The organism is Xanthomonas campestris pv. asclepiadis, assembly GCF_020784175.1.
In the GTDB taxonomy this organism is placed as follows: Bacteria; Pseudomonadota; Gammaproteobacteria; order Xanthomonadales; family Xanthomonadaceae; genus Xanthomonas; species Xanthomonas campestris_D.
Genome location: NZ_JAJGQM010000042.1, coordinates 1 through 26248 on the forward strand (window position 1 = coordinate 1; position 26248 = coordinate 26248).

Sequence of the window (26248 nt, forward strand, 5' to 3'; positions counted from 1 at the left end):
CCGCAAGTACGTCCTTGTAGGCTCTTACGCGGCATCCATGCCGCGTAAGGTCCCGCGACGGTGGGCGGGCAAGGACCGGTCAAGATGGTCGGTGTGCGTGGTTGCAAGCATGGCATGGCGGGCGCTGGTCGAATCACTATGCGTCAACCAGCTTCCCGCCACCTTCCTATCGCAAGCCGGGCAAGTGGAAAGGCTTTCAACACGCGACCTGCAAACGTCTGATCTGCCACCGCAAGCCGAGTAACAAGCTCTCAAGAAAACAGCCGGCAAATTTCCTGGTGCGGTGTCCTTGCCAATTGCGGGACCCTCGGCTGCAAGGATGCCGCCAAGGAGCCTCCACGGACGGATTCACGGCGTGTCCCGCGAGCGGTGAGGGCAATGCGTCCTCGACCCAACGAGCTTTTGACTGCATCTAATAAACGACGCAACGATGCTTCGACTCGAGTATCGGTCTCTTGCGTCTTCGCTTGCGCGTGTCGCCGGTAACTTCTGTCGTCTGTCAGCCACGCTAGCGTGCAAACCCGGCCCGATATGCCTGTACTGCTGCGAGCGGGTCCGGCGCGGCGTACACGCCGCTGACCACCGCAATCAATTCGGCACCTGCAGCCACCAAGCCAGGCACCTGCGCAGCCGCGATGCCACCGATCGCCACGCGCGGCACTCCCAGCGCTGCGGCTTGCTGCAGCAACGCCGACGTTGCGCGACGTGTCGTCACCTTGGTGGTGGTCGGGAAGAACGCACCGAAGGCCACATAGCTGGCACCGGCCGCGACCGCTGTGCGCGCGCGCGCGATCTCGTCGTAGCACGACACCCCGATGATGGCCTGTTCGCCCAATAGTTCACGCGCCACTGCCGCCTCGCCATCGTCTTCGCCCAGGTGCACGCCCTGCGCGCCCACCTGCAACGCCAGTTGCGCATCGTCGTTGATGATCAACGGCACGGCGTGCGCTGCGCAGGCCTCGTGCAGCGCGCCAGCCTGCTCCAGTCGCAGCGCCGCGGTGGCCTGCTTGTTGCGGTACTGCAGCCAGGCGACAGCGGGCAGCAGCGGCAAGGTGCGCGCGATCAGGCGGGCGGTGTCGGGCTCGTCGGGTGTGATGAGGTAGACGCCGCGGGCGTTGTGCAGGTCGGGCATGGCAGCGCTTCCGGAAGCGGTGGGTGGGATGGGACAATGCAGTCCCACCGTTGCGTGACCGCGATTATCCGATGAGCGAGACATCCACGACCACCTACCGCACCTGGATGTGCGTCGTCTGCAAGTTTCTCTACCACGAGGCCGACGGCATCCCCGAAGAAGGCATCGCCCCGGGCACCGCCTGGCAGGACGTTCCCGAGACCTGGACCTGCCCCGATTGCGGCGTGACCAAGGACGATTTCGAGATGGTCGAGATCGACTGAGGCCCTGGTTGCTCAGCTGTGTTGCTGCGTTTTTCGCGCCACAACATCGCCTGCGTCCGTTCGGGCGGGCGCTGATGACGAAGCGGCAAGCTGTGGTTTCAGTGTGCGCGCGCGCGCTGACTGTTCAGCTCGACCAGATGCTCATGTAGATTGGCCGCATCCTGCGCACTGGGGTTGAGCTGCAGGTAGCGCGACAGATCGTGGCGGGCACCGTTGCGGTGACCCAGATGCAGATAGGCCATGCCGCGATCGCGTAGTGCCTCGGGCTGGTCCGGCACCAGCTTCAGGATGCGGTCGGCACTGCGCGCGGCGCGGTCCCAGTGCTCGGCATCGGCGTAGACGCCGTGCAGATTGCGCAGGATGCGGATCAGGATCGCGCGGTGCGGCGCGGGGTCGAGGATCTGCGCCAGGGCGCGGTCGTCGGGGATCTCGCCACCCAGGTGCGGACGCGCGCGCTCGCGCAGCTCGTCCACGCCCAGCGGGCGGCCGCCGTTGAACGGATCCATGACCAGCACGCCGTCGTCCACTGGCAAACGCACCAGGAAATGCCCGGGAAACGACACGCCCGCCAGTGGAATGCCCAACCGGCGCGCAACTTCGATCTGCACCATCGCTAGCGAGATCGGGTTGCCCAGCCGGCGCTCGAAGACCTGGTTGAGGTAGCTGTTGCGCGGGTCGTAGTACTCGTCGTGATTGCCCGAATAGCCCAGCTCGTCGAACAGGTAGCGATTGACCGCGGCCATCTTCAGCGGCCACAGGTCGATCGCCTCCACCTCGCGGCGCAGGTGCTCGACGTGGCTTTGCACCAGCGTGTCGTACAGCTCGGCGTCCAGCTGCGGATACTCGTCACGCGCGATCAGCAGCGCGGTGGACATCAACGGCACTGCGTCGTCGTCCAGGCTGGCGAGCGCGGTCCAATGGGGAAGTGGGAGCATGTCGACCATGCTGCCAAGAGTGTCGGCAAGCGGCGCGTGGTTCAAGTCCGGTACTTCCTGACAGGCACGGCCTGTCGCGTGAGATTCACTTGAGCTTTGGGATGTCCGGGCTCAGGGTCAGGCTGGCGCCGTCCTGCAGGTTGAGCCTGGCGGCCTGGCCGGCATTGAGTTCCAGCACGTAACGGGCCGGGCGCTTGCTGGGGTAGGGCGGGCAGGCGTCGCCGGCCGAACACGGCGGCACGTCGCGCTGCTGCGAGACCAGCCGGCGCTCATTGTCGAAATACAGGATATCCAGCGCGATCTTGGTGTTCTTCATCCAGTACGCCAGCGGTTCCTGGCGGTCGTGGACGAACAGCATGCCGTGATCGTCGGCCATGGCATCGCGAAACATCAGGCCTTTGGCGCGGTCGGCATCGTTCTGCGCCAGCTCCACCTGGTAGCGCGTGCCGGCCAGTTCCACCCATGTGCCGCCGCCGCTGGCGCAGCCGCTGAGCAGGATCAACAACGCAAGGGCGAGGAGGCAAAGACGGCGCATGCGGCATACCAGTGGGCGGGGATGCCGCACCATCTGCCAAGCGGCCGCGTGCGTCAAGCCGCTGTGGTGCGGCGTACCGTCATCGCAGGTGACGGGAGTCCGGCCCGCTGTCGCTTCGCAACGCGGGCCGCAACTGCGTATGCGCGTGCTTGCACGCGATCGCTCAGATCACCCGCGGCGGCTCGCCACCGACGATCACCACATCGGCCGGGCGACGCGCGAACAGGCCCACGCAGACCACGCCGGGAATCTGGTTCAAGCTGCGCTCCAGCGCCACCGGGTCGGTGATCTGCAGGTTGTGCACGTCCAGCACCACGTTGCCGTTGTCGGTGACCACGCCATCGCGCCATACCGGCTGACCACCGGTGAGCGCCAGGATCTGGCGGGCCACCAGGCTGCGCGCCATCGGAATCACTTCCACCGGCAGCGGGAAATTGCCTAGCACCGGCACCTGCTTGCTCGGGTCGACGATGCAGATGAAGCGCTCGCTGGCCTCGACAATGATCTTCTCGCGCGTCAACGCCGCGCCGCCGCCCTTGATCAGGCAACGGTTCGGGTCGCACTCGTCGGCGCCATCCACGTACAGCGACAGATTGCCGGTGTGGTTGAGATCCAGCACCTCGATGCCGTGGCGCCTGAGCTGCGCGCTGCTCTGCTCGGAGCTGGACACCGCCCCCTTGATGCGGTGGCTGATGCGGCCCAAGGCATCGATGAAGTAGGCCACCGTCGAACCGGTACCGACCCCGACGATCATGCCGTCTTCCACGTAATCGATCGCTTTCTCGGCGGCCAGGCGTTTTGCTTCGGACATTTGGGGGCTCGGGATTGGGGAATCAGGAATCAGGAATCAGGAATCAGGAATCAGGAATCAGGAATCAGGAATCAGGAATCAGGAATCAGGAATCAGGAATCGGGATTGGGGAATCGCAAGAGCGGCTGGGCTGAGTGGGGATTTGCAAATCTCAAATCCCGAATCTCTACTCCCGGCTATTCCATCGCCAGCAACAATTTCCACTGCGCGGCGGTCACCGGCAGGATCGACAGGCGGTTGCCGCGGGCGATCAGTGGGAAGCCTTCGCCCAGGGCGTCGGCCTGCTGCTTGATTTCGTCCAGTGCGATCGTGCGCGTGAGTTTGCGCTCGAAGGCCACGTCCACCAGCATCCAGCGCGGATCTTCGCGGGTGGCCTTGGGGTCGTGGTAGTCGGACTTGGGATCGAACTGGGTGTCGTCCGGATATGCCGCGCTGGCGACCTTGGCGATGCCGACAATGCCGGGCACCTTGCAGTTGGAGTGGTAGAACAACACCCCATCGCCGACATGCATGCCGTCGCGCATGAAGTTGCGCGCCTGGTAGTTGCGCACGCCGTTCCACGGTTCGGTGCCGACCCGCTCCAGATCATCGATGGAAAACGTGTCCGGCTCGGACTTCATCAACCAGTAGCGCTTGCGGGCAGTCATACGGAAACGGCGTCGTCTTTCAGGAAGGTGGCGTGTTCGGTGCAGATCGCATCCACCGCCACGTCCCAGGATTCGGTGGGCAGGGCGGGTAGCTGCTGCGCGGCGAAGCCGACGCCGACCAGCCAGGGCGGCGGCGTCTGGCGGTGCCGGAACGCGAAGCTGCGATCATACCAGCCGCCCCCCATGCCCAGCCGCCGGCACTGCGCGTCGAAGCCGGTCAACGGCGTCACCACCAGCGTCATCTCCTCGGGTGCAAGCAGCTCGGCGCGCGCCACGTCCGGCTCGGGGATGCCGTAGCGGTTGCTGACCAGCCCCTGGCCCGGCCGCCACGGCGCAAAGCGCAGGACGCGCCCGTCCAGCACCGGCAGGCAATAGCGCACGCCGGCCGGCAGGCTCAGTTGCCAGCGGTGCAGCGCGATTTCGCCATCCATTGCCCAGTACCCGGCCACCGCACCGGTCTGCGGCGCGAACGGCAGCGCCAGCAGGCGCTCGGCCAGCGCATCGGCGGCTGCCAGGCGCTGCGCTGCGGGCAGGCTGCGGCGCAGCGCACGCAACTGCTGGCGCAAGGCGTCTCGGTCGTCGGTCATGGCGTCTCGCAGCGATAGGCAGGCCGGTATTGTCGATGGCGTGGATGCGCCTGCCTAGTGCGTGTGTATCGACGGATTTCCAGCTCCTGCACGGCTCTGGCCTGTCGCTGGGCGCATGTGCGTGAAGCGGTGGCCGGGTTGCGCGTCGCGCATGCGCGCATCATGTCCGGGCGCAGTGATCGCAGCAGTGGCGCAGCCACGCTGCGTGCACATGCCGGATGTTTCAGGCACACAAAAAGAAACGGCGCCCGAAGGCGCCGTTTCAGATTTGCATTCTCCGCCGTGAACGATGCGGGCGAAACGACCTTGAACCCGGGGTTCAAGTGGGGACGTTGTGAGGCCATCGGGCTTCCCGCTACAAGGCGGACTTGCACTCCCGGCTTCGTCGCGCCCCCGTGGTCGTAATTAAGGGACAAGGCGAATGTTTTGCACGCTGTCGTTTACAGCAGAGAACGCAGGTGAAGTATAGACCTCTGCTGCGCGATGGCTAGCCCATTCGTCGGCCGGCGCAATTGAAAGTTCATATTTGCGACGACAGTGCGAACTGCACCTCAACGCGGCGTGTCGGGCACGCTGTCCAGGCGGCGATTCAAGCTGTCTAGCGTGTTGGCCAATTCACGGTCGTATAGCGCTTGCTGATCGCGCAGCTGCTGCAATTCGTGCGCCAGGTTGAGTGCGGCCAGCACCGCAACGCGGTCCACTGCCGCCATGCGATTGCTGCCGCGAATCTCGCGCATGCGCAGGTCCAGCAGGCGCGCCGCAGCGGTGAGGCTCTCGCGTTCGTCGGCGGTGACGCCAACGGTGTATTCACGATCCAGAATACGCACGCTGACCGGCTCGTTGTTGCTCACGTGTGCTGCTCCAGGGATTTCAACCGCACGATCATCGCTTCCACGCGCGAGCGCGCCTGTTCGTTCTTGGTCAGCAATTGCGCGCGCTCGCCGATCAACTGCTCCTGCTGGTGACGCAGGCTGCGGTTCTCGTCGGTCAACCGCTGGCTGCGCTCGACCAGGGCCTCCACACGGGCGGCAAGTGCGCGGATCTGGGCGAGGGCAGCGGCGTTGTCCATGCGCTCACGATAGGGGCGCGTGCGCGCGGCGGTCAAGCGCCCGATCGCAGCCCGCTTACCCGCCGTCAGGCCAATCCCGACAAGGGCTTGCACCGCGCCCGGCGCGGCCGGCGTCACACGCGTGGAACCCGTATGAAACGCGCCGCTGGCGGCCGACGCGGGGTGCCTTGATACACTGGGAAGTCAAATCGTCGGCCCATGTGCCGGCACCTCCTGTTCCCAGCCTGGATGACCCGATGGATCTGCCTGATGTAACCGCGGTGCAAAACGAAAGTCGCCAGCTGGAGTTGGCTTCCTCCGCAGCGGAGTTGCATGGCGGGCTGTGCGGGTGGCTCTCCGGTGGCGGTGCCGACAGCGGCGACTGGCTGGCGCGCATTTTGGCCGACACCGCGCAGGTGGCGCCCAGGCAGGGCGGGGCGCTGGACCAGATGCGGCAGGCCACGGTGGCGCAGCTGGAAGACCGCGATTTCGCCTTCGAACTACTGCTGATCGACGACGGCGCACCGCTGGCGGCGCGCACCGATGCCTTGTTCGACTGGTGCCGCGCCTTTCTGGGCGGCTTCGGCCTGGCGGCGCAGCAGCGCCCGGCGCTGACCGAAGAGGGCGAAGAGGCGCTGCAGGACCTGGCGCGGCTGGCGCAGGCGTCCAGCGACGATTTCGATGCGGCCGACGAAGACGACACTGCCCTGGCGGAGATCGAGGAGTTTGTGCGCGTGGCAGTGCTGTTGCTGCATGGCGACTGCGTGATGGGGCCGCGCTTCCGCCAACGTCTGAACTGACCGCACGACCGCCATGAAGAAACTCACCGGGATCGGCGCGGCCGAGTACGCGCGTCGGCGCAAGCAGCTGATGCAGATGGCCGGCGATCAGGCCATCCTGATCCTGCCGGCCGCGCCCGAGCGGGTGCGTAGCCACGACACCCACTACCCGTACCGGCAGGATTCGGATTTCTGGTATCTGAGCGGCTTCCCCGAGCCGGAAGCGGTGCTGGTGCTGGTGCCGGGTCGCAAGCATGGCGAGGCGATCCTGTTCTGCCGCGAGCGCGATGCCGAGCGTGAGGCCTGGGATGGCCCGCGCGAGGGCCAGGAAGGCGCGGTGGAGCGCTACGGCATGGACGATGCCTATCCCATCGACGATGTCGACGAGATCCTGCCGGGCCTGCTGGAAGGGCGCAGCCGCGTCTATTACCACTTCGGGCGCGATGTCGATTTCGACCTCAAGCTGATCGGCTGGCTCAAGCGCGTGCGCGAGCAGGTGCGCCACGGCGCGCAGCCGCCGCACGAATTCCTCGAGCTCGGGCATCTGCTGCACGAGCAGCGGCTGTTCAAGTCGCGCGACGAAATCGCCTTGATGCAGCACGCCGCCGACGTCAGCGTGCGCGCGCATCGTGCCGCCATGCGGCTGGCGCGGCCGGGTGTGCACGAGTACGAACTGCAGGCCGAGGTGGAGTGCGCGTTCCGCGCCGCCGATGCGTGGCCGGCGTACGGCAGCATCGTCGGCACCGGCAGTAATGCCTGCGTGCTGCACTACCGCGCCAACAATGCGCGCAGCCGCGATGGCGAACTGGTGCTGATCGATGCCGGCGCCGAGTACCGCGGTTACGCGGCCGATATCACCCGCACCTTTCCGGTCAACGGCCATTTCACCCCGGCGCAGCGTGCGCTGCACGATCTGGTCGGCGCTGCGCAGGCTGCCGCGCTGGCGCAGGCGCGCCCCGGCGTGCCCTACGAAGCCGGCCATCTGGCCGCGGTGCAGACCCTGACCGAAGGACTGCTGCAGCTCGGCCTGCTCAAGGGCAAGCTGGAGCGCAATATCGCCGACGGTCATTACAAGCGTTTCTATCGGCACAAGACCGGCCACTGGCTGGGGCTGGATGTGCACGATGTGGGCGACTACCGGTTGGCTGGCGACTCGCGTCTGCTCGAGCCCGGCATGGTGTTCACCATCGAGCCGGGGCTCTACATCTCCGCCGACGACACCACGGTGGAGGCCAGGTGGCGCGGCATCGGCATCCGCACCGAAGACAATGTGCTGATCACCGCCGACGGCCATCGGGTGCTGACCGATGCGCTGGCGCGCAGCGCAGACGAGATCGAAGCGGAGATGGCGGACCGCGACGCGTTGCGCGCATAGCGCGGTCATGCCGCGATGAGCCGTCCTGGTCTGGATCGGTGCATTGCCCTGCACGCGACCCGCGCACGGCCGGTTTGGTTGGGATTGCGCGGCGTATTCGGCTGAGGGCGGCGGCGTCGCTCGACGCGCGCTTCGCCGGGCGCCTTGCAAACATGAGGCGCCCGGCCGCTGTGCTGCGGGCCGTTCTACTGGCCCAGTTGTGGTGTCTGGGTGCGTTCGGGCTGCTGGACCTGTTCGCCTGGCGTCACCAGTTGCTGCGCGCGTGCGAACGACTGCGCTTCCGGCGTGTTCAATGCCTGTTCGGTCTTCATGTGCGCGCGCAGATGCGCTGGGTTGGCCGGGTCGCCCTGCACCACGAACACGTTTTCGCCACCGTGCACGCCGCGATGGTTGGCCTCGCTCATCAGCACGTGGTCCACGCGCGACAGGCCGCCTTCCTTGGCCAGCGGCAACAGCGCCGCGCTGAGCCGGTCGCTGGTCTGGTCGGGTGCGCGTCCATGTGCCGCATCGATTGCATGCACGCCGCGCTGGATCTGTTGATACATCGGATGGTCGGGATGCGAGGGTTGGCGTGGATCGTGCATGGCAATGCTCCGTGCTGTGCAAAATGACTCAGGGGCGGCAAACACCGGGCGGGTCAGGTTTTCGGGCGCGCCATCGGTGCACACCACCTCGTCTTCGATACGGATGCCGCCGTAGGGTTTGAACTGCGCAATGCGTGCCCAGTCGACGCTGGCGGCGTGGCCGTTCTTCTTCACTTCGTCCAGCAACATGTCGATGAAGTACACGCCCGGTTCGATGGTGACCACCATGCCCGCTTCCAGCACGCGGGTCAGGCGCAGATACGGGTGGCCGGCGGGGCGTTCGATGCGGCCGCCGCGGTCGCTGGCCGCAAAGCCTGCCACGTCGTGCACCTGCAGGCCGATCAGATGGCCCAGCCCGTGCGGGAAGAATGCCGCGCTGACGCCGGTGGCGAGCGCGGCTTCCGGCGACACGGTGAGGATGCCGAAGTCCTTGAGGATGCCCATCAGGGCCAGATGGGCATCCACGTGCAACTGCTTGTAATCCAACCCGGCGCGCACGCTCTGGCCCATGCGCACCTGTGCGGCATCCACTGCATCGATCAGGGCCTGGAATTCGCTGCCGGGGTCGGCGGCATAGGTGCGGGTGATGTCGCTGGCATAGCCGTAGGCCGAAGCACCGGCATCGATCAGGAAGCTGCGCAGCGGCTGCGGCGGCTGCTGGCCGAGTTCGGTGTAGTGCAGCACCGCGCCGTGCTCGTTGAGCGCGATGATGTTGCCGTAGGGCAGCTCGTTGGCGTCCTGGCCGACGGCGGCGCAATAGGCCATGTGGATGCCGAATTCGCTCTGGCCGGCGCGGAAAGCCGCTTCGGCGGCGCGATGGCCGCGTACCGCCAGTTGCTGGGCGATGCGCAGCAAGGTCAGTTCGTAGGGCGTCTTGAAGGCGCGCTGATACTCCAGGTAATCGAGCGCCGGCTGCGGATTGTTCGGCACATAGGCACCGAGCGCGCTCTGCGCCTCGCCCAGGATGGCGCAACGTTCGATCTGCCTGGGCAGCAGCGCCAGGGCCTGGTCCGGGGTGCGGATGATGTGGATGTCGCAGTGTTCGACCCACCAGCCACTGGGGGCGTCGGGCACCACATGCCAATAGTCCAATGGCTGGCAGAAGATCAGCGTCGGGCGCTTGCCCGGTGTGTAGACCAGCCAGCTGTCGGGCACCCGCGTCAGCGGCACCCAGGCCTTGAACTGCGGATTGACCGCGTACGGGTAATCGCGGTCGTCAAACACCTGGTAATGCAGGCTGCCGCTGGGCACGACCAGGTGGTCGAAGCCACCGCGTTGCAGCGCCTCATCGGCGCGCGCGGTCAGCGTGCGCAGGTGGTCGGAATACATGTGGCTCAAGGACGGCTGGGGCATGCGGGACTCGATCGGCAATGCAAAGACAGGACGCAATTTTGCCGTAATCGTGGTGAAGCTGTCCCTCAGCTCAGCATGTGTTCCTCGGCGATCCAGGCGCGCAGGCGTTGGCGATGCGGCTCGGACATGGTCAGGAAGCGGAAGCCAGCCCAGGCCTGTCCGGGTGCGTGCGCGGCTTCGGTCCACAACAGATGCACGCCGACGTCGATCTCGGTTGCACGGCCGATGCGCTCGGGCAGGCTGAAGCGCAATTGATACAGGGCATCGTCCTGCAGCGGAACCGAGGCCAATAGCAGCATGCCGGTTTCCGAGACATTGCCGACCCGGCCGATCTGCGCCTCGCTGAGCATGTCGGTCACCGGTACCAGGTCAGAAGGCTGGCGGCGTGGTGCGCGGCGGGTGTCCTGGATCATGGCTTGACCTCCGTAGCGGGTGCCTGGCCAGCCAGGCTGCGCAGCGTGCGCACGGTGGCATGCCAGGCGCGGTCGATCAGGCGCGACTTCTCTTCGATCAGCAGGCGCGCCTGGCCGCCGGCCATCAGCCGCGCCAGGCCATCCAGCGATTGCTCGCCGACCTTTTGCCCACGCTGATTGACGAACAGTGCGTTGCCGGTCATCGGGCTGTACCAGGACAGCCGTTGCCGGCGCAGGTCGCCCTGCTGGTTGATCACGAACTCGAACCAGCTGCCGAACGGCAGGCTGCGTAGCTGCGTGTAGCACGCCTCCTCGGCCGGCGCGCGCGCGGTGGCGATGTCGCTGCGCGATGCGCTATCGCCTTGGTCGCCCAGCCGCGTGCGCGCCTTGAGCCTGGCGGTGAGCTCGGTGCGCGAGGTCATCTCGTCCTCGCCGCCCGGCGTGGACAGGCGCCGCGCGATCGCCGCCGCTTCGTCGTGGTGATAGCCGACCTGCAGCAGCGCGGTTTCGACCTCGCCACCGAGCGCGGTGTCGGTGGGTTGCCCCTTGCTGAGGCAGGTGACTTCGGCGATGCGCGCGGTCAGCGCCTGGCGCTCGTCCCATTCGGGCGATTGCTCGCCTTGGCGCAGCAGCGTCAGCGTGAGCACGTCCGACCACGCCTGACGCAGCAGCGCCTGCACGAAGCGCGGCGGGGCGCTGTGCTCGCACAGGTCCTCGATACGCGCCTCCGCCTGCTGCTTGGCCGACTCCAGCCGCTCCTTGCCGCGCGCGGCATCCACATGGCGCCGCTCGGCGACCTCGGCCTTGCGCGCCAGCGTGCGCAGATGCGTCTGGATCTCGTCGTTGGCTGCGGCGAAGACGGCCTCGTCGCCCTGATAGTCGTTGACGATCCTGTCTACCGCGCTGCCCAGCTTGAGCAGCAGCTGCGGGTCGACGTCGTCTTCGCCCAGCCATACCGCGCCGGACTCGGCCACGGTGTTGAGCAATTCGCGCACCGGGTGCTGGTCGCGCACGAAGAAATGCGTATCGGCCAACGCCGCGCGCACCACCGGGACCTGCAATTTGGCGAGCAGGGCCTGCGCCGGGGTCTGCGGGCGGACCTCGCATTGCATCTGCGCGTAGAGCAGGCCGAGCAGATCGAAGGTGTCGGTGTCCTGCGGCGACAGCGCGGCGTCGGGGCCGTGTTGGGCCCGCAGCAACGCCAGCACCTGGCGCTGCACCGCATCGATGCCGGTGGGCTGCGTCGATGCCGCTGCCTGCGCCGCCAGCGCGCCCTGCAGGCTGGCCAGTGCGTCGCCGAGGGCGGCTTTGGGCACGGCCGTGGAGGCACGCTGGGGAGATGCTTTTTCAGGTGTTGCCTGCGTGCTAGCCGCAGGCGCTGCGCCGTGATCTGCAGAGCTTTGATTCGCAGCTGCGCCAACGTTGCCCGCCGCCTGCGACTGCCGCGCCGACAACATCAGGCCGCCCAGCGCCTGTACTGCATCGCTCAGTGCAGGTGTCGCCTGCTCACCGTAGGTCGCCGTTGCCAGTGTCATCGGAACAGCGGGCGGATCCAGCAAGGCGCTCTGCCACGGTGTCGGTGCGGACTGCCCGCTCCAGCCGGTTGCTGGTCGCCCGTTGCGCGGCGGCGTCGCGCGCCCACTGGTGGCCGCAGCATCCTTCGCTGCGGTGGCTGATGCAGGCGTGGCGCGCCGGGTCTGCACCTGGGTGGGTTTGACCAGATACGGGTGATAGATCAGTCCCGGCAGGATGCCTTCCTGCGCCAGTGCGCCGTTGGCACGCTCGTACAGATCGTTCAAACGCTCGATCACCTGACGCTCGAACACGCGGTAGAGCGTCAGCTGCCCATCCAGGCTCAGTCCCAGCGTTTGGCCGCACTGGCGCAGCAAGCGGCACAAGGCGTACGGGCCCAGCGGCACTGCTTCCAGTTCGAATTCGGGCACCGCGCCGATCACCGCCAATCGCTGTGCCAGCAATTGCAGCGCATCGGCGCGGCGGGAGGTCTCGCGACGCGCAATCTCGTTGAGCACGATATCGCGATCGATATCGGTGTCTTCCACCAGGGTGAGCATCTGCGGATGCGCCGATGCATCGGCTGCTGGTGTCAGCGACGGGCGATCGCGCAACGCGGCCAGGTCCTGCGCCAGCTGCTGCAGGAACGCCTGCGGAAATCGATCGATGTGATCGCGCAGGCCGCGCATCTGCGCATAGGTCTCGCTCTGGATCTGGCTGTTGCGTGCATGCTCGGCCTGCTGCAGCAGCTCGCGTTCCAGCTCGACGATGGTCAGCCGTAGCGGCCCGCTGAGCGCTTGCATGCAGTGCGCGTGCAGTGCGGCAAGCAGGCGTCGCCCGCGCACGGAAACCGGCGCATCGGCGATCGGACCGCTGGGCGTGTGCTGCAGGGAAAAGGCGGGAGTGGACATCCGGGGAGGCGGGCTCGGTGCGAGGCGTGCGTTATTTAGCATGTTTTTCCATCGGTCAGCGACTGCGCGGCCGCAAGAAGCGCGTTGCCGGATGCGGTCGCCGCCCTGATGCGGGAGACGCGCGTGGCGCTAGATCGATGAATCTACGCGCCAGGGCGTCGCGTGCGCTACCGAATCATGGTGCGGCGTGACGGCTATGTAGTGCAGCCATGCGATTGCCGCGGTCAGGCCAGGAACAGCTCGACCACGTCATTGGTGAAGCGGCGGCCCAGCTCGGTCGGCACTACGCGTCCGTCCTGCTTGGTCATCCAGCCCCGCGCAATCGCGCGCGCCACGGGCAGGTCGATGACCGACGCCGCCAGCCCGGTGGAGACTTCGAAGTCGCGCAGAGCGAAGCCCTCGTGCAGGCGCAACAGGTTGAGCATGTATTCGAACGGCAGTCGCTCGCGCGGCACGATCTCGTCGCCGCCGATCGACGCCGCACTGCCGGCGCTGGCCAGGTAACTCTGCGGATGTTTGTGCTTCCAGCGTCGCAAGACGTGCTGTTCGGCGCCGGAACTGATCTTGCCGTGCGCCCCGGCGCCGATGCCCAGGTAATCGCCGAAGCGCCAGTAATTGAGGTTGTGCGCGCATTGCCGCCCGGGCCTGGCGTAGGCGCTCACCTCGTACTGCGCGTAGCCGGCCTCGGCCAGCAGACGCTGGCAATGTTCCTGCATGTCCCAGGCCGCATCGTCGTCGGGAATGCCCTTGGGCGGCCGCGCAAAGAACACCGTGTTCGGCTCCAGCGTGAGCTGGTAATGCGACATGTGGGTGGGCTGCAGCGCGAAGGCGCGTTCGAGATCGCGCTCGGCCTGCGCCAGGGTCTGCTCGGGCAGTGCATACATCAGGTCGATGTTGAAATTATCGTAGCCGGCATCCTGCGCCAGCTTGATCGCACGCTCGGCCTCGGCACTGTCGTGGATGCGACCCAGCCGCTGCAGCGCTACATCGTCGAAGGTCTGCACACCGAAGCTCAGGCGGTTCACGCCGGCGGCGCGATAGCCGTCGAAGCGGCCATGCTCGGCGGTGCCTGGATTGGTTTCCAGGGTGATCTCCAGATTCGGTGCGAAGCGCAGTCGCGCAGCAGCCGCCTGCAGAAACCGGTCGATCGCCTGGGGCGGAAACAGGCTCGGCGTGCCGCCACCGAAGAACACCGAATGCACCACACGTCCCCACACCAGGGGCAGATCCGCATCCAGATCGCGGATCAACGCATCCACATAGTCTTCGAACGGCAGCACGCCCTTGGCTGCATGCGAATTGAAGTCGCAGTACGGGCATTTGCGCACGCACCAGGGCAGGTGCACGTACAGCGACAGCGGCGGTGGAATCAGGTCGGGCACTGCATCAGGCCATCGTTCACAGCGACAGGGCGTGCAGCTTGTGCTGCAACGTGGCCAATGCCACCGCACGGTGACTCAGCCGGTTCTTCAACGCGGTATCCATTTCCGCAGCGGTCAGGCCATGCACCGGATCCAGGAACACCGGGTTGTAGCCGAAGCCGCCATCGCCACGCGGTTCGGTGGTGATCACCCCTTCCCAGCTGCCTTCGGCGATCAGCGGCTGCGGATCTTCCGGGTGACGCAGCAGCACGATCACCGCGTAGAACCGCGCGCTGCGGCGCTCGGCCGGCACTGCGCGCATGGCATCGAGCAACTTGGCGTTGTTGGCCTGCGCATCGGTCGGGCTGCCAGCGTAGCGCGCGCTGTACAGGCCGGGTGCGCCGCCGAGCGCATCGACGATCAGGCCGGAGTCGTCGGCCAGTGCCGGCAGGCCGGTGACCGCGCTGGCATGGCGCGCCTTGATCAGGGCGTTCTCGACGAAGGTCAGGCCGGTTTCCGGCACATCGTCCACGCCGAGCTCGCCTTGCGCCACGATGCGCAGCGGCAGGTCGGCGAGCATGGCGCGCAGTTCTTCCAGCTTGCCGGCGTTGCCGCTGGCCAGGACCAGTTGTTTCATTGCTTGGGCTCCAGCAGGTCCCACTTGGTGCCGTACAGATCGCGGAACACCACGACCGTGCCGTACGGTTCCTCGCGCGGGGGTTCCAGGAATTCCACCCCGAACGCCTGCATCGTCGCGTGGTCGCGCCAGAAGTCGTCGGTGTAGAGAAAATGATCCACCCGCCCACCGGTCTGGTCGCCGATGCGCGCGCGCTGAGCGGCGTCGGCCGGCTGCGCGAGCAGCAAGCCGGCGTCCTGCGCGCTGCCCGGGCCGATCACCACCCAACGCTTGCCGTCGCCAAGTGCGCGATCCTCCAGTATTTGGAACCCCAGCGCACCGGTGTACCAGGCGATCGCCGCATCGTAATCGGCGACCAGCAAGGTGGTCAGGGCGATGCGCCGGCTCATCCGGCCAGCGCAGCGCGTTGCAGCGCGAACAGTTCGCTCATGCCTTGTTCGGCGAGTGCGAGCAGCGCGTTGAGTTCGTCGCGGCTGAAGGCGTGGCCTTCGGCGGTGCCCTGCAGCTCGATGAAGCCGCCGCCGTCGTTCATCACCACATTCATGTCGGTGTCGCAGTCGCTGTCTTCGGGGTAGTCCAGATCCAGCACCGGCTCGCCGCGATAGATGCCCACCGACACCGCGGCCACGGCGCCGATCAGCGGATGCTTCTTGATGTCGCCACGCTTGAGCAGCAGGTTCACCGCATCGGCCAGCGCCACGTAGGCGCCGGTGATTGCGGCGGTGCGGGTGCCGCCATCGGCCTGCAGCACGTCGCAGTCCAGGGTGATGGTGCGCTCGCCCAGGGCATTGCGATCCACGCAGGCGCGCAGTGCGCGGCCGATCAGGCGCTGGATTTCCAGCGTGCGGCCACCCTGCTTGCCGCGCGCGGCTTCGCGATCGGACCGGGTGTGGGTGGAGCGCGGCAGCATGCCGTATTCGGCGGTCACCCAGCCTTCGCCCTTGCCGCGCAGGAATCCGGGTACGCGGTTTTCCACGCTGGCGGTGCACAGCACGCGGGTGTCGCCGAAGCTGACCAGCACCGAGCCTTCGGCGTGACGGGTGAAGGCGCGTTCGATGCGCACCGGGCGCAGCTGGTCGGCCGTGCGGCCGCTGGGACGGGAAAAGGTCATGCGATGAGTCCGGAAGTCGGGAGGTGGGTCTGGGGCGGCGCGTGGCGGGGCGGTCAGCCAGCGCGGGCCGCTAGGGTACCATTCGCGCTTTGAAGGTACGGGACTGACGATGATTCGAAGCATGACCGCGTTTGCTGGTGGCGAACGCATCACGCCCTGGGGCACGCTCGGCTGCGAGCTGCGCTCGGTCAACCATCGGTTTCTGGAAGTGGGCGTGCGCCTGCCCGAAGAACTGCGCGCGCTGGAGCCGCTGCTGCGCGAGCGCGTGGCGGCGAAAAACAGCCGCGGCAAGCTGGATCTGGCGTTGCGCCTGCGCGCGCCGGACAACGCGCAGACCCTGGCCGTCAACGAATCGCTGCTGCAGGAACTGGGCGCACTGGCCACCCGCCTTGACGGCATGTTCCCCAAGCTGCAGGTCGGCTTCACCGATCTGCTGCAGCTGCCCGGCGTGCTGCAGGTGCAGGACGTGGACGCACCGGCGTTGCAGGCGCAGGCCCTGGCATTGCTGGACGAGGTGGTGGACAGTTTCGTCGCCGCGCGCGAGCGCGAAGGCGGCAAGCTGGCCGAGGCGATCAGCGAGCGGGTCGATGCGATCGAACGCATCGCCGCCGAGGTGCGCACGCTGATTCCCGTCATCCGCGAAGGGCAGCGTGCCAAGCTGGCCGCCCGTCTGGCCGATCTGCCGCATCCGGTCGATCCCGGTCGCGCCGAACAGGAACTGGTGCTGTGGCTGCAGAAGCTGGACGTGGACGAAGAGCTCGACCGCCTGTCCAGCCACATCGCCGAGATCCGCCGCGTGCTCAGGCAGCGCGAGCCGGTCGGCCGTCGCCTGGACTTCCTGCTGCAGGAATTCAACCGCGAAGCCAACACGCTCGGCTCCAAGTCGGTGGACAGCCGCACCTCCAACGCCGCCGTGGATCTGAAGGTGCTGATCGACCAGATCCGCGAGCAGGTGCAGAACATCGAGTAGCCGGGAATAGGCAATCGGGAATGGGGAATCGTCAAAGCAGGTACGATTCACCCCTGGCCTGCTTGCTTGGCGCGGTGCCCCATTCTCAATTTCCGACTCTCTATTCCCTAAAATGCGCGGCACCCTCTATATCGTTGCGGCCCCTTCCGGCGCCGGCAAGAGCAGCATCGTCAACGCCACCCTGGCGCGTGATCCCAAGATCGCCTTGTCGATCTCGTTCACCTCGCGCGCGCCGCGGCCGGGCGAGCGGCATGCCGAGCACTACCATTTCGTCTCCGCCGACGAGTTCCAGGGCATGATCGAGGCGGGCGACTTCTTCGAATACGCGTTGGTGCATGGCGACTGGAAGGGCACCGCGCGGCAGTCGGTGGAGCCGCAGCTGGCCGCCGGTCACGACGTGCTGCTGGAGATCGACTGGCAGGGCGCGCGCCAGGTGCGCCAGAAAGTGCCTGACGCGGTCAGCGTGTTCATCCTGCCGCCGTCGCGCCAGGCGCTGGACGAGCGCATGCGCAAGCGCGGGCAGGACAGCGAGGACGTGATGGCGCAGCGTCTGGCCGCCGCCCGCGAAGAGATGCTGCACTTCGAGGAATTCGATTACGTGATCATCAACGAGACCTTCGACACGGCTGTCTCGGAGATGTGCGCGATCTTCACCGCCAGCCGGCTGCGCCGGCAGGCGCAACAGCAGCGACATGCGGAGTTGATCCGGGCGCTGCTGGACTGATCGGCTCAAATCCCTGATTCCAAAGGAAACTGAATAGGCCCAGGTTGCCGTGACAGCGGCCCGGGCGTACACTCCGCCCCCTTTCCCTCATTCGATGCGCGGCCGTTGCTGGTCGCCGGGAGCCCGCATGGCCCGCATTACCGTAGAAGATTGCCTGGAAGTCGTGAACAACCGTTTCGAGCTGGTCATGATGGCGTCCAAGCGCGCCCGTCAGCTCGCCAACGGCGTGCAGCCGTTGATCGAAAATGCCGACGCCAGCGACAAGCCCACCGTGATGGCACTGCGCGAGATCGCCGCACGCCGGATCGACAACGCGCTGATCGACGAAGTCGAGAAGGCCGAGCGCGAGCGCGCCGAACGCGAAGCGCTGGAATGGGCCGCTGCCGAAGTCGTCGCCGACGAAGACATGTCCAAGAACGACGATTGATCGTCCGCATCGCTGCGATCGATCTGAACAGCCCGCCGCGTGCGGGCTGTTTCCGTTTCAGGCCCGCTTTGCTGCGTGCAGCGTGCAAACGTTTGCCGTGACTGCGTTGCTGGCATAGTCTTCCGGCATGAACCCAGGCCCCACTGCCCAGGCGACCGTCGTGACGTCTCCGTCTTCCGACCAGGCCATCCCCGACTACGTCCTGCACCTCGAACGCGCGGCCAGCTACCTTCCCAAGGAGCAGCTGCCGATCCTGCGCCGTGCCTGGGAAGTGGGCGCCACCGCGCATGCCGGCCAGACCCGCAAGTCGGGCGAGCCGTACATTACCCATCCGGTTGCGGTGGCCGGCGTGCTCGCCGAGCTCGGCCTGGACATGGAATCGCTGATCGCCGCGATCCTGCACGACACCATCGAAGACACCCCGCTGACCCGCGAGGAGCTGGCGTCGGAATTTGGCGAAGCGGTGGCCGAGCTGGTCGATGGCGTCACCAAGCTGGACAAGCTCAAGTTCCGCGACCGCCAGGAAGCGGCGGCGGAAAGCTTCCGCAAGATGCTGCTGGCGATGTCGCGCGACCTGCGCGTGATAATGATCAAGCTGGCCGATCGCCTGCACAACATGCGCACGCTGGGCGCGCAGAGCAGCGAAGCGCGTAGCCGCATCGCGCGCGAAACGCTGGATATCTACGCGCCGATCGCCCAGCGCCTGGGCATGAGCCTGATCAAGTCCGAGCTGCAGAACCTGGGCTTCCGCGCGCTGTATCCGTGGCGTCACGCCATCATCGAAAAACATATCCGCAGCCAGCCGGTGGTGCGGCGCGAATCGATGGCGCAGGTGGAGGTGCAGCTGTCGCAGCGGCTGGCCAAGGAAGGGCTGGAACATCGCCTGGTCAGCCGCATCAAGACGCCCTGGAGCATCTATTCCAAGATGCACGAAGAGAACAAGTCCTTCGACCAGGTGATGGATGTGTTCGGCTTCCGGCTGGTGGTGCGCTCGGTGGCCGATTGCTATCACGCGCTGGGCGCGGTGCACGCCACCTTCAAGCCGCTGGACGGTCGCTTCCGCGATTTCATCGCCATCCCCAAGGCCAACGGCTATCAGTCGCTGCACACCGTGTTGTTCGGCCCGTACGGCTCGCCGATCGAGGTGCAGATCCGCACCGAGGAGATGGACCTGATCGCCGAACGCGGCGTGGCCGCGCACTGGACCTACAAGGTCGGCTCGGCCTCGCCCAATAGCGCGCAGAGCCGTGCGCACGACTGGATCGTGGAGCTGATCGATTCGCAGCGCGCGGCAGGCTCGTCGCTGGAGTTCCTGGACAACGTCAAGGTCGACCTGTTCCCGGACGAGGTCTACCTGTTCACGCCCAAGGGCAAGATCCTGGCGTTGCCGCGCAACTCCACCGCACTGGATTTCGCCTACGCGGTGCACACCGACGTGGGCAACCGTGCGGTCGCCTCGCGGGTGGACAAGAAACTGGTGCCGCTGCGCACCAAGCTGGTCAGCGGCCAGGCGGTGGAGATCATCACCGCGCGCTCGGCCACGCCCAAGCCGCAGTGGCTGGAGTTCGTGGTCAGCAGCAAGGCGCGTACCGCGATCCGCCACCAGCTCAAGCAGCTCGAACACGAAGATGCCGTGCAGCTCGGCCACCGCATGCTCGATCGCGCGCTGGAAGCGATGGACAGCTCGCTGGAACGCTTGCCCAAGGGGCGCCTGGATGCCTTCCTCACCGAGCATCGCTATCCACGCCTGGAAGCGCTGCTGGCCGATGTGGCGCTGGGCAACTGGATGCCGACCCAGGCCGCGCAGGCACTGATGGCCTACGCCGAATTGCGCGGTGGCGGCCACTCCAAGCATTCGCACGAAAAGATCCTGATCGACGGCAGCGAGCGTGGCGTGATCAGCTTCGCCAACTGTTGCCAGCCGATTCCCGGCGACGAAATCATGGGCTACCACACCGCCGGCAAGGGCATCGTGGTGCACCGCCTGGATTGCCCGAACCTGGCCGAGCTGCGCAAGTCGCCCGAGCGCTGGGTGCCGATCGACTGGGATTCCAGCGTCAGTGGCGACTACGACACCGCCCTGATCGTCGAGGTGGAAAACCGCACCGGCGTGCTGGCCCAGTTGGCCGCGGCAATCGCGCAAAGCCAGTCCAATATCGAACGCGTGGATTACCTGGACCGTGATTTCAATGCCGCAGTGCTGCGCTTCAACATCCAGGTGCGCGACCGCCGCCATCTGGCCGAGGTGATGCGCCGGCTGCGGCGCCTGCATGTGGTGCAGAGCGTGGGGCGGCAGTAAGGACTCCATATCCTGCCGACAGGCAGCACCGAGGCCGCGCCAGGGAAGGGCGTGCGTTGAGAGTCGCCCCCCTCACGTCCGGTGCGACAGCACGTGGCATGCGTCGTGCGCGTGCATGGTCCGGCTCCACGCCGCCATTGCCGCGCAATCTGTTTGACACGGCAGCACGGTGTCCAGCGAGCTTTGCAAGACGCGCCGCAACAAGATCGTGCGCAACAGTCGAGCAAATCCGCACAAACGCCTAAACTGCTGCACACACCTTTGCAGTGGAGTTCCCATGTCCCAGATCATCCATACCGATCAGGCGCCTGCCGCCATCGGTCCGTATTCCCAGGCCGTGCGCGCCGGCAACACCGTGTATTTCTCCGGGCAGATCCCGCTGGACCCGGCCACCGGCGAGATCGTGCCCGGCGACATCGGCGCGCAGGCACGCCGCGCGTTCGACAACCTCAAGGCAGTTGCGGAGGCGGCCGGCGGCTCGCTCGACAGGATCGTGCGACTGGGCCTGTACCTCACCGATCTGGGCCAGTTCGCCGCCGTCAATGCGGTGATGCAGGAGTATTTCCAGGCGCCGTTCCCCGCGCGTTCGACCATCGAGGTCTCCAGCCTGCCCAAGGGCGCCGGCTTCGAGGTCGATGCGGTGATGGTGCTCGACTGATCCAGCTCGGCTGATCCGAGCGCCCTGCCGTGCCGCGCGCAGCGACCGTCACCCCACGCCTGGCCGTCGCAGGCCAGGCCTCGCTTGCCAGCCTGCCCGGCGTCGGCCCGAGAGTGGCCGAGAAATTCGCTGCGCGCGGCATTTTGACGCTGCAGGATCTGTGGTTGCATCTGCCGTTGCGCTACGAAGACCGCACGCGGCTGACCACGATCGCGCAGCTGCAAGGCGGTGTGCCGGCGCAGATCGAAGGGCGTGTGGACGCGGTGGAGCGCGGCTTCCGTTACCGGCCGATGTTGCGGGTGGCGGTCTCGGACGAGTCGCATGGCAGCGTGGTGCTGCGCTTCTTCCATTTCCGCGCGGCGCAGGTCGCGCAGTTCGTACCGGGCGCGCGGTTGCGGGTGTTCGGCACGCCCAAACCGGGGCAGAACGGCTGGGAAATCGTGCATCCCAGTTACCGCGTGCTGGCACCGGGCGAGGATGCCGGGCTGGGCGACAGCCTGGACCCGGTCTATCCGGTCCTGGAAGGCGTGGGCCCGGCCACGCTGCGCAAGCTCATCGGCCAGGCGCTGGAGCGGTTGCCGGAAGAGGCCGCGCTAGAACTGCTGCCGCCGCACTGGTTGCAGGACCAACAACTGCCCTCGCTGCGCGCCGCGCTGCTGACCATGCATCGCCCGCCGGTGAACACCGACCCGCAGCAGTTGCTCGCCGGTGGGCATCCGGCCCAGCAGCGTCTGGCGATCGAAGAACTGCTGGCGCATCAGCTCAGCCTGCGCCGCCAGCGCATCGCCCTGCAGCGCTTCCGCGCGCCGCTGCTGCCGGGCAACGGCACCCTGGTGCAGCAACTGCGTGCGGCATTGCCGTTCCAGCTCACCGGCGCGCAGCAGCGCGTGTTCGCACAGATTGCCCGCGACCTGGCCAAGCCGTCGCCGATGCTGCGGCTGGTGCAGGGCGATGTCGGCAGCGGCAAGACCGTGGTTGCCGCATTGGCGGCGATGCTGGCGGTGGAGCAGGGCAAGCAGGTCGCACTGGCCGCGCCGACCGAGCTGCTGGCCGAGCAGCACCTCACCAATCTGCGCGGCTGGCTGGAACCGCTGGGCGTGCGCATTGTCTGGCTGGCCGGCAAGGTCACCGGCAAGGCGCGCGCCGCGGCGATGGCCGAGGTGGCCTCCGGCCAGGCGCAGGTGGTGGTCGGCACGCACGCCTTGATGCAGGAGGCGGTGGTCTTCCACGATCTCGCGCTGGCCATCATCGATGAGCAGCACCGCTTCGGCGTACATCAGCGCCTGGCCTTGCGCGACAAGGGTGCGGCCGCCGGCAGCGTGCCGCATCAGTTGGTGATGACCGCCACGCCGATCCCGCGCACCCTGGCGATGTCCACCTATGCGGATCTGGATGTCTCGGCCATCGACGAACTCCCGCCCGGGCGCACGCCGGTGCAGACCATCGTGCTCAGTGCCGAGCGTCGGCCGGAGCTGGTCGAGCGCATCCGCGCGGCTTGCGCCGAAGGGCGCCAGGCCTACTGGGTGTGCACCTTGATCGAAGAAAGCGAGGAGCCCGGCAAGGGCGCGCCCAGTGGCCCGCCAAGGATCGAAGCGCAGGCGGCGGAGGTCACCTTCGAAGCCCTATCCGCGCAATTGCCCGGGGTGCGTGTGGCGCTGGTGCACGGGCGCATGAAAGCGGCCGAAAAACAGAAGGCCATGCTGGATTTCAAGCAAGGCCGCACCGATCTGCTGGTGGCCACCACGGTGATCGAGGTCGGCGTGGACGTGCCCAATGCCTCGCTGATGATCATCGAGAATGCCGAGCGCCTGGGTCTGGCGCAGTTGCACCAGTTGCGCGGCCGGGTCGGCCGCGGCGCGGCCGCGTCCAGTTGCGTGCTGCTGTATCAGGCCCCGCTATCGATGATGGCGCGGCAACGCCTGGAAACCATGCGCCAGACCAACGACGGCTTCGTGATCGCGGAAAAGGATCTGGAGTTGCGCGGCCCCGGCGAATTGCTGGGCACCCGCCAGACCGGCCTGGCCAGTTTCCGCATCGCCGATCTCAGCCGCGATGCCGGGCTGCTGCCGCGCGTGCAGGTGCTTGCCGAGCGGCTGCTGGCCGAAGCGCCGGAGATTGCCGACCGTGTGGTCGCGCGCTGGATCGGCAGTGCGGTGCGTTATGCCGCTGCTTGAGCGGCGGGGATTGGGGAATCGGGAATCGGGAATCGGGAATCGTAAAGGCAGGGCTGCTGCGTCCTGGGCGTCCCGGTGATTCGCTTGGCCGGCTGATCCTTGCGAAGATGCGGCAACGAATCCCGAATGCCCAATCTTCAATCCCATGACAAAAAAGATACCGCTGCTGATCGACACCGACCCGGGCGTGGACGACGCGCTGGCCTTGCTGATGGCCTTCAACGACCCCCGGCATGACGTCGTTGGCCTGACCATCGCTGCCGGCAACGTCGGCCTGGAGCACACCGTGCGCAATGCCTTGAAGGTTTGCGAGATTGCCGGGCGTGAGGATGTGCCGGTCTACGCGGGTTGCCCGCAGCCGCTGCTGCACCCGTCGGTAGACGCGGCGCATGTGCATGGTGTCGACGGCTTTGGCGATGTCGGCCTGGCGCCGGCCAGGCGTACTGCCGAGACGGAGCACGCCGCGCTGGCCATCCTGCGCCTGTCGCACGAATACGCCGGCGAACTGCTGCTGGTGGCACTCGGTCCGCTGACCAATCTGGCGCTGGCGCTGACGCTGGATCCGACCCTGCCGCAGCGGGTGGCGCGGCTGGTGGTGATGGGCGGGGCGCTGACCGGGCACGGCAACATCACCGCGGCGGCCGAATTCAACATCGGCTTCGACCCGGAAGCGGCGCATATCGTGTTCCGCGGCTTTCCGCGTTTCGACGTGGCCGACTGGGAAGCCACCATCGCGCACGGCCTGCTGCATCGCGATGTCGAACAATGGCTGGCGGCCGACTCGGCGCAGGCACGGTTCTACGAGGAAATCTCGCGCAAGACCCGCCTGTGGTCCGAAGACAGCCGCGGCGAGTACTGGTACGCCGCCGACGCACTGGCGATGGCGTTTGCGCTGCACCCGGAAGGTGCCCAGCGGCTGGAGCAGCGCCCGGTCCATGTCGAGTTGACCGGTACGCATACCCGCGGGATGACCCTGGTGGACTGGAACCGGCAGGGTGGCACGCCCGACAATGCCAACCTGCTGCTGGAATACGACCGCCGGCAGTTCTACGGTCTGGTCGGGGCGGCGCTGGCGGCGGGTTAGGGTGATCTTGCGCCGGGCGTCTGGAGGCCGCTATAATGCCGGGCTTATCCAGGCAGCCCGGCGCCAAGTCCATGAAAGATAACGTTCATCCCAGCTACAACGACGTCGTCTTCCACGACGTGACGTCCGATTTCAAGATTCTGACCCGTTCCACCATGAGCTCGAAAGAGACCGTGAAGTGGGAAGACGGCCAGGAATACCCGCTGATCAAGGTGGATATCTCCTCGGCCTCGCACCCGTTCTATACCGGCAAGCACAAGGTGATCGACACCGGCGGCCGGATCGACAAGTTCCAGAAGCGCTACGCGCGCTGAGCTTGCAGGACGGGCTGTACCGGCAGCGGCCGCGCATTGCGCGGCCGTTGTTTTTTGGGGCGTTGGCAACTTCGTTTTCACGCCTCCGATAGGGGCGTCTACGACTTCTGTCCAAGCGACGGCCAAAATGCTGCTGTGCGATAATGACGTGATCCGGGGCGATGCCCTGGACTTCCATCACGTGCCTGCCCATCCGGTGACAGGCGCCTTCCACTGAAGGAGCGTACACAGTGTCCGATCTTGATCAGGTCACGCTCAACGCCGGCGACAAGTCGGTCGTTCTGCCGGTTCTCAAGCCCACGCTTGGCAATGATTGCGTCGATATCTCAAAGCTGACCAAAGAAACCGGTCTGTTCACCTACGACTCGGGCTTCACCGCCACCGCCAGCTGCAAGTCGGCCATCACCTACATTGATGGCGACAACGGCGTGTTGCTGTATCGCGGCTACCCGATCGAACAGTTGGCCGAGAAGTCCAGCTTCCTCGAAGTCTCGTACCTGCTGATGAACGGTGAGCTGCCGACCGCGGACGAGTTCAAGAAGTTCGACCACGAAGTCACGCATCACACGATGATGCACGAGTCGCTGAAGAACTTCCTCGGTGGCTTCCGTCATGACGCCCATCCGATGGCCATGCTGGCCGGTTCGGTCGCCTCGCTGTCGGCGTTCTATCACGACACCCTGGACCTCAACGATCCGGAGCAGCGCCGTCAGGCCGCCATCCGTCTGATCGCCAAGGTGCCGACCCTGGCTGCTGCCGCGTACCGCTATTCGATCGGCTGGCCGATCCGCTACCCGCGCAACAACCTCAACTACGTCGACCGCTTCCTGCACATGATGTTCGAAGTGCCGAGCGAGCCGCTGGAGATCAATCCGGTGGTGGCCAAGGCGCTGGATCTGCTGTTCATCCTGCATGCCGATCACGAGCAGAATGCTTCGACCTCGACCGTGCGTCTGGTTGGTTCGACCGGTGCCAATCCGTACGCCTCGGTCGCAGCGGGCATCACCGCGCTGTGGGGCCCGGCACACGGCGGCGCCAACGAAGCCGTGCTGAAGATGCTGGAAGAGATTGGCACCGCCGACAACGTCGAGTCCGCCGTGGCCAAGGCCAAGGACAAGAACTCCTCGTTCCGTTTGATGGGCTTCGGTCACCGCGTCTACAAGAACTTCGACCCACGCGCCAAGATCATCCGCGAGATGACCCACAAGGTGCTGGGCGAGCTGGGCGTCAACGATCCGCTGCTGGAAGTGGCGTTGAAGCTGGAAGAAGCCGCGCTGAAGGACGACTATTTCGTGCAGCGCAAGCTGTACCCGAACGTCGACTTCTATTCCGGCCTGATCTACAAGGCGCTGAATATTCCGGTGGAGATGTTCACCGTGATGTTCGCCATTGCACGCACCGCCGGCTGGGTGTCGCATTGGCTGGAGCAGCAGGTCGACCCGGAAATGAAGATCGGCCGTCCGCGCCAGATCTACACCGGCTACGACAAGCGCGACTACACCGACAGCGCCAAGCGCTAAACGCTTGCGGTTTTCTGCTTGAACGAACGCCCCGCATTGCGGGGCGTTTGCTTTTACGGGGCGGGCGTCATGCCCACGGTCGCG

General features: G+C 66.4%; 27 protein-coding genes, 1 other RNA gene and 1 pseudogene. 12 read left to right on the plus strand and 17 right to left on the minus strand.

The features are described 5' to 3' along the window. Positions 1-508: 508 nt before the first annotated feature. The gene (thiE, locus tag LL972_RS16580; RefSeq protein ID WP_228328529.1) at positions 509-1132 is read right to left on the minus strand and encodes a thiamine phosphate synthase; all 624 of its coding nucleotides are present in this window, start codon (positions 1130-1132) and stop codon (positions 509-511) included. A gap of 23 nt (positions 1133-1155) precedes the next feature. Between thiE and LL972_RS16585 the strand changes: the two genes are divergently transcribed. Further along, on the plus strand, positions 1156-1395 hold the full coding sequence (locus LL972_RS16585) for a rubredoxin (RefSeq protein WP_228328530.1): 240 nt from the start codon (positions 1156-1158) through the stop codon (positions 1393-1395). A 98-nt stretch (positions 1396-1493) separates the two neighbouring features. On the opposite strand, the gene LL972_RS16590 is transcribed toward LL972_RS16585, so the two are convergent. The 8 genes from LL972_RS16590 to LL972_RS16625 form a co-directional block, all read right to left on the minus strand. Further along, positions 1494-2375, minus strand: coding sequence for a SirB1 family protein (locus LL972_RS16590; protein WP_046344164.1), 882 nt, complete (start codon positions 2373-2375; stop codon positions 1494-1496). A 40-nt stretch (positions 2376-2415) separates the two neighbouring features. Next, positions 2416-2865, minus strand: a complete 450-nt coding sequence (locus LL972_RS16595) for a DUF192 domain-containing protein (protein WP_104555318.1) — start codon at positions 2863-2865, stop codon at positions 2416-2418. A 163-nt stretch (positions 2866-3028) separates the two neighbouring features. After that, positions 3029-3676 carry a ribose-5-phosphate isomerase RpiA gene (gene rpiA / locus LL972_RS16600; RefSeq protein ID WP_228328531.1) on the minus strand — a complete coding sequence of 216 codons (648 nt, stop codon included), beginning with the start codon at positions 3674-3676 and terminating at the stop codon, positions 3029-3031. Positions 3677-3852: 176 nt separating this feature from the next. Next, the gene (locus LL972_RS16605; RefSeq protein WP_016903558.1) at positions 3853-4323 is read right to left on the minus strand and encodes an EVE domain-containing protein; all 471 of its coding nucleotides are present in this window, start codon (positions 4321-4323) and stop codon (positions 3853-3855) included. Continuing rightward, complete coding sequence (locus tag LL972_RS16610; RefSeq protein WP_047127172.1) at positions 4320-4910, minus strand: 5-formyltetrahydrofolate cyclo-ligase; 591 nt, start codon at positions 4908-4910, stop codon at positions 4320-4322. The genes LL972_RS16605 and LL972_RS16610 overlap by 4 nt, the downstream gene beginning before the upstream one ends. 270 nt (positions 4911-5180) lie before the next feature. Beyond that, positions 5181-5365, minus strand: a non-coding RNA gene (gene ssrS, locus LL972_RS16615) — 6S RNA. A gap of 96 nt (positions 5366-5461) precedes the next feature. After that, the gene (locus LL972_RS16620; protein ID WP_228328532.1) at positions 5462-5761 is read right to left on the minus strand and encodes a cell division protein ZapA; all 300 of its coding nucleotides are present in this window, start codon (positions 5759-5761) and stop codon (positions 5462-5464) included. Next, on the minus strand, positions 5758-5979 hold the full coding sequence (locus LL972_RS16625) for a TIGR02449 family protein (RefSeq protein WP_024938110.1): 222 nt from the start codon (positions 5977-5979) through the stop codon (positions 5758-5760). The genes LL972_RS16620 and LL972_RS16625 overlap by 4 nt, the downstream gene beginning before the upstream one ends. A 236-nt stretch (positions 5980-6215) precedes the next feature. Here LL972_RS16625 and LL972_RS16630 point away from each other — a divergent pair, with 236 nt between their 5' ends. Beyond that, positions 6216-6758 (plus strand): YecA family protein, encoded by a 543-nt coding sequence (locus LL972_RS16630; protein ID WP_024938111.1) that lies wholly within the window; start codon positions 6216-6218, stop codon positions 6756-6758. A gap of 13 nt (positions 6759-6771) precedes the next feature. After that, a complete protein-coding gene (locus LL972_RS16635) occupies positions 6772-8112 on the plus strand; it encodes an aminopeptidase P N-terminal domain-containing protein (protein ID WP_228328533.1) in 1341 nt (446 codons plus the stop codon). Positions 8113-8297: 185 nt separating this feature from the next. On the opposite strand, the gene LL972_RS16640 is transcribed toward LL972_RS16635, so the two are convergent. From LL972_RS16640 to rph, 8 genes and pseudogenes are all read right to left on the minus strand, one after another. After that, complete coding sequence (locus LL972_RS16640) at positions 8298-8696, minus strand: XVIPCD domain-containing protein (protein ID WP_228328557.1); 399 nt, start codon at positions 8694-8696, stop codon at positions 8298-8300. Between the two features lie 33 nt (positions 8697-8729). Then, positions 8730-10049, minus strand: a pseudogene (gene pepQ, locus LL972_RS16645) (Xaa-Pro dipeptidase); the annotation flags it as partial. A 65-nt stretch (positions 10050-10114) separates the two neighbouring features. Continuing rightward, positions 10115-10462 carry a PilZ domain-containing protein gene (locus tag LL972_RS16650; protein WP_228328534.1) on the minus strand — a complete coding sequence of 116 codons (348 nt, stop codon included), beginning with the start codon at positions 10460-10462 and terminating at the stop codon, positions 10115-10117. After that, positions 10459-12885, minus strand: coding sequence for a DUF1631 domain-containing protein (locus tag LL972_RS16655; protein ID WP_228328535.1), 2427 nt, complete (start codon positions 12883-12885; stop codon positions 10459-10461). The genes LL972_RS16650 and LL972_RS16655 overlap by 4 nt, the downstream gene beginning before the upstream one ends. 224 nt (positions 12886-13109) lie before the next feature. Further along, on the minus strand, positions 13110-14267 hold the full coding sequence (hemW, locus tag LL972_RS16660; protein WP_228328536.1) for a radical SAM family heme chaperone HemW: 1158 nt from the start codon (positions 14265-14267) through the stop codon (positions 13110-13112). Between the two features lie 16 nt (positions 14268-14283). After that, positions 14284-14883, minus strand: a complete 600-nt coding sequence (rdgB, locus tag LL972_RS16665) for an RdgB/HAM1 family non-canonical purine NTP pyrophosphatase (RefSeq protein WP_228328537.1) — start codon at positions 14881-14883, stop codon at positions 14284-14286. Beyond that, on the minus strand, positions 14880-15272 hold the full coding sequence (locus LL972_RS16670) for a VOC family protein (protein WP_228328538.1): 393 nt from the start codon (positions 15270-15272) through the stop codon (positions 14880-14882). The genes rdgB and LL972_RS16670 overlap by 4 nt, the downstream gene beginning before the upstream one ends. Next, positions 15269-15994, minus strand: coding sequence for a ribonuclease PH (rph, locus tag LL972_RS16675; protein WP_228328539.1), 726 nt, complete (start codon positions 15992-15994; stop codon positions 15269-15271). The genes LL972_RS16670 and rph overlap by 4 nt, the downstream gene beginning before the upstream one ends. Before the next feature lie 109 nt (positions 15995-16103). Between rph and LL972_RS16680 the strand changes: the two genes are divergently transcribed. The 9 genes from LL972_RS16680 (at position 16104) to LL972_RS16720 (ending at position 26164) form a co-directional block, all read left to right on the plus strand. After that, positions 16104-16964, plus strand: coding sequence for a YicC/YloC family endoribonuclease (locus LL972_RS16680; protein WP_228328540.1), 861 nt, complete (start codon positions 16104-16106; stop codon positions 16962-16964). A gap of 112 nt (positions 16965-17076) precedes the next feature. After that, complete coding sequence (gmk, locus tag LL972_RS16685) at positions 17077-17688, plus strand: guanylate kinase (protein ID WP_039525672.1); 612 nt, start codon at positions 17077-17079, stop codon at positions 17686-17688. A 127-nt stretch (positions 17689-17815) separates the two neighbouring features. Beyond that, positions 17816-18115, plus strand: coding sequence for a DNA-directed RNA polymerase subunit omega (gene rpoZ, locus LL972_RS16690; protein ID WP_002812428.1), 300 nt, complete (start codon positions 17816-17818; stop codon positions 18113-18115). A 127-nt stretch (positions 18116-18242) separates the two neighbouring features. Continuing rightward, positions 18243-20414 carry a RelA/SpoT family protein gene (locus LL972_RS16695; protein WP_228328541.1) on the plus strand — a complete coding sequence of 724 codons (2172 nt, stop codon included), beginning with the start codon at positions 18243-18245 and terminating at the stop codon, positions 20412-20414. Between the two features lie 277 nt (positions 20415-20691). Then, entirely contained in the window at positions 20692-21072 is a 381-nt protein-coding gene (locus LL972_RS16700) for a RidA family protein (protein WP_228328542.1), read from the plus strand. 29 nt (positions 21073-21101) lie between these two features. Next, complete coding sequence (recG, locus tag LL972_RS16705) at positions 21102-23246, plus strand: ATP-dependent DNA helicase RecG (protein ID WP_228328543.1); 2145 nt, start codon at positions 21102-21104, stop codon at positions 23244-23246. Between the two features lie 145 nt (positions 23247-23391). Then, positions 23392-24330, plus strand: coding sequence for a nucleoside hydrolase (locus LL972_RS16710; RefSeq protein WP_228328544.1), 939 nt, complete (start codon positions 23392-23394; stop codon positions 24328-24330). A 71-nt stretch (positions 24331-24401) separates the two neighbouring features. After that, complete coding sequence (locus tag LL972_RS16715; protein WP_024938126.1) at positions 24402-24644, plus strand: type B 50S ribosomal protein L31; 243 nt, start codon at positions 24402-24404, stop codon at positions 24642-24644. 230 nt (positions 24645-24874) lie between these two features. After that, positions 24875-26164 carry a citrate synthase gene (locus tag LL972_RS16720; protein ID WP_039409911.1) on the plus strand — a complete coding sequence of 430 codons (1290 nt, stop codon included), beginning with the start codon at positions 24875-24877 and terminating at the stop codon, positions 26162-26164. Positions 26165-26248 lie beyond the last annotated feature (84 nt).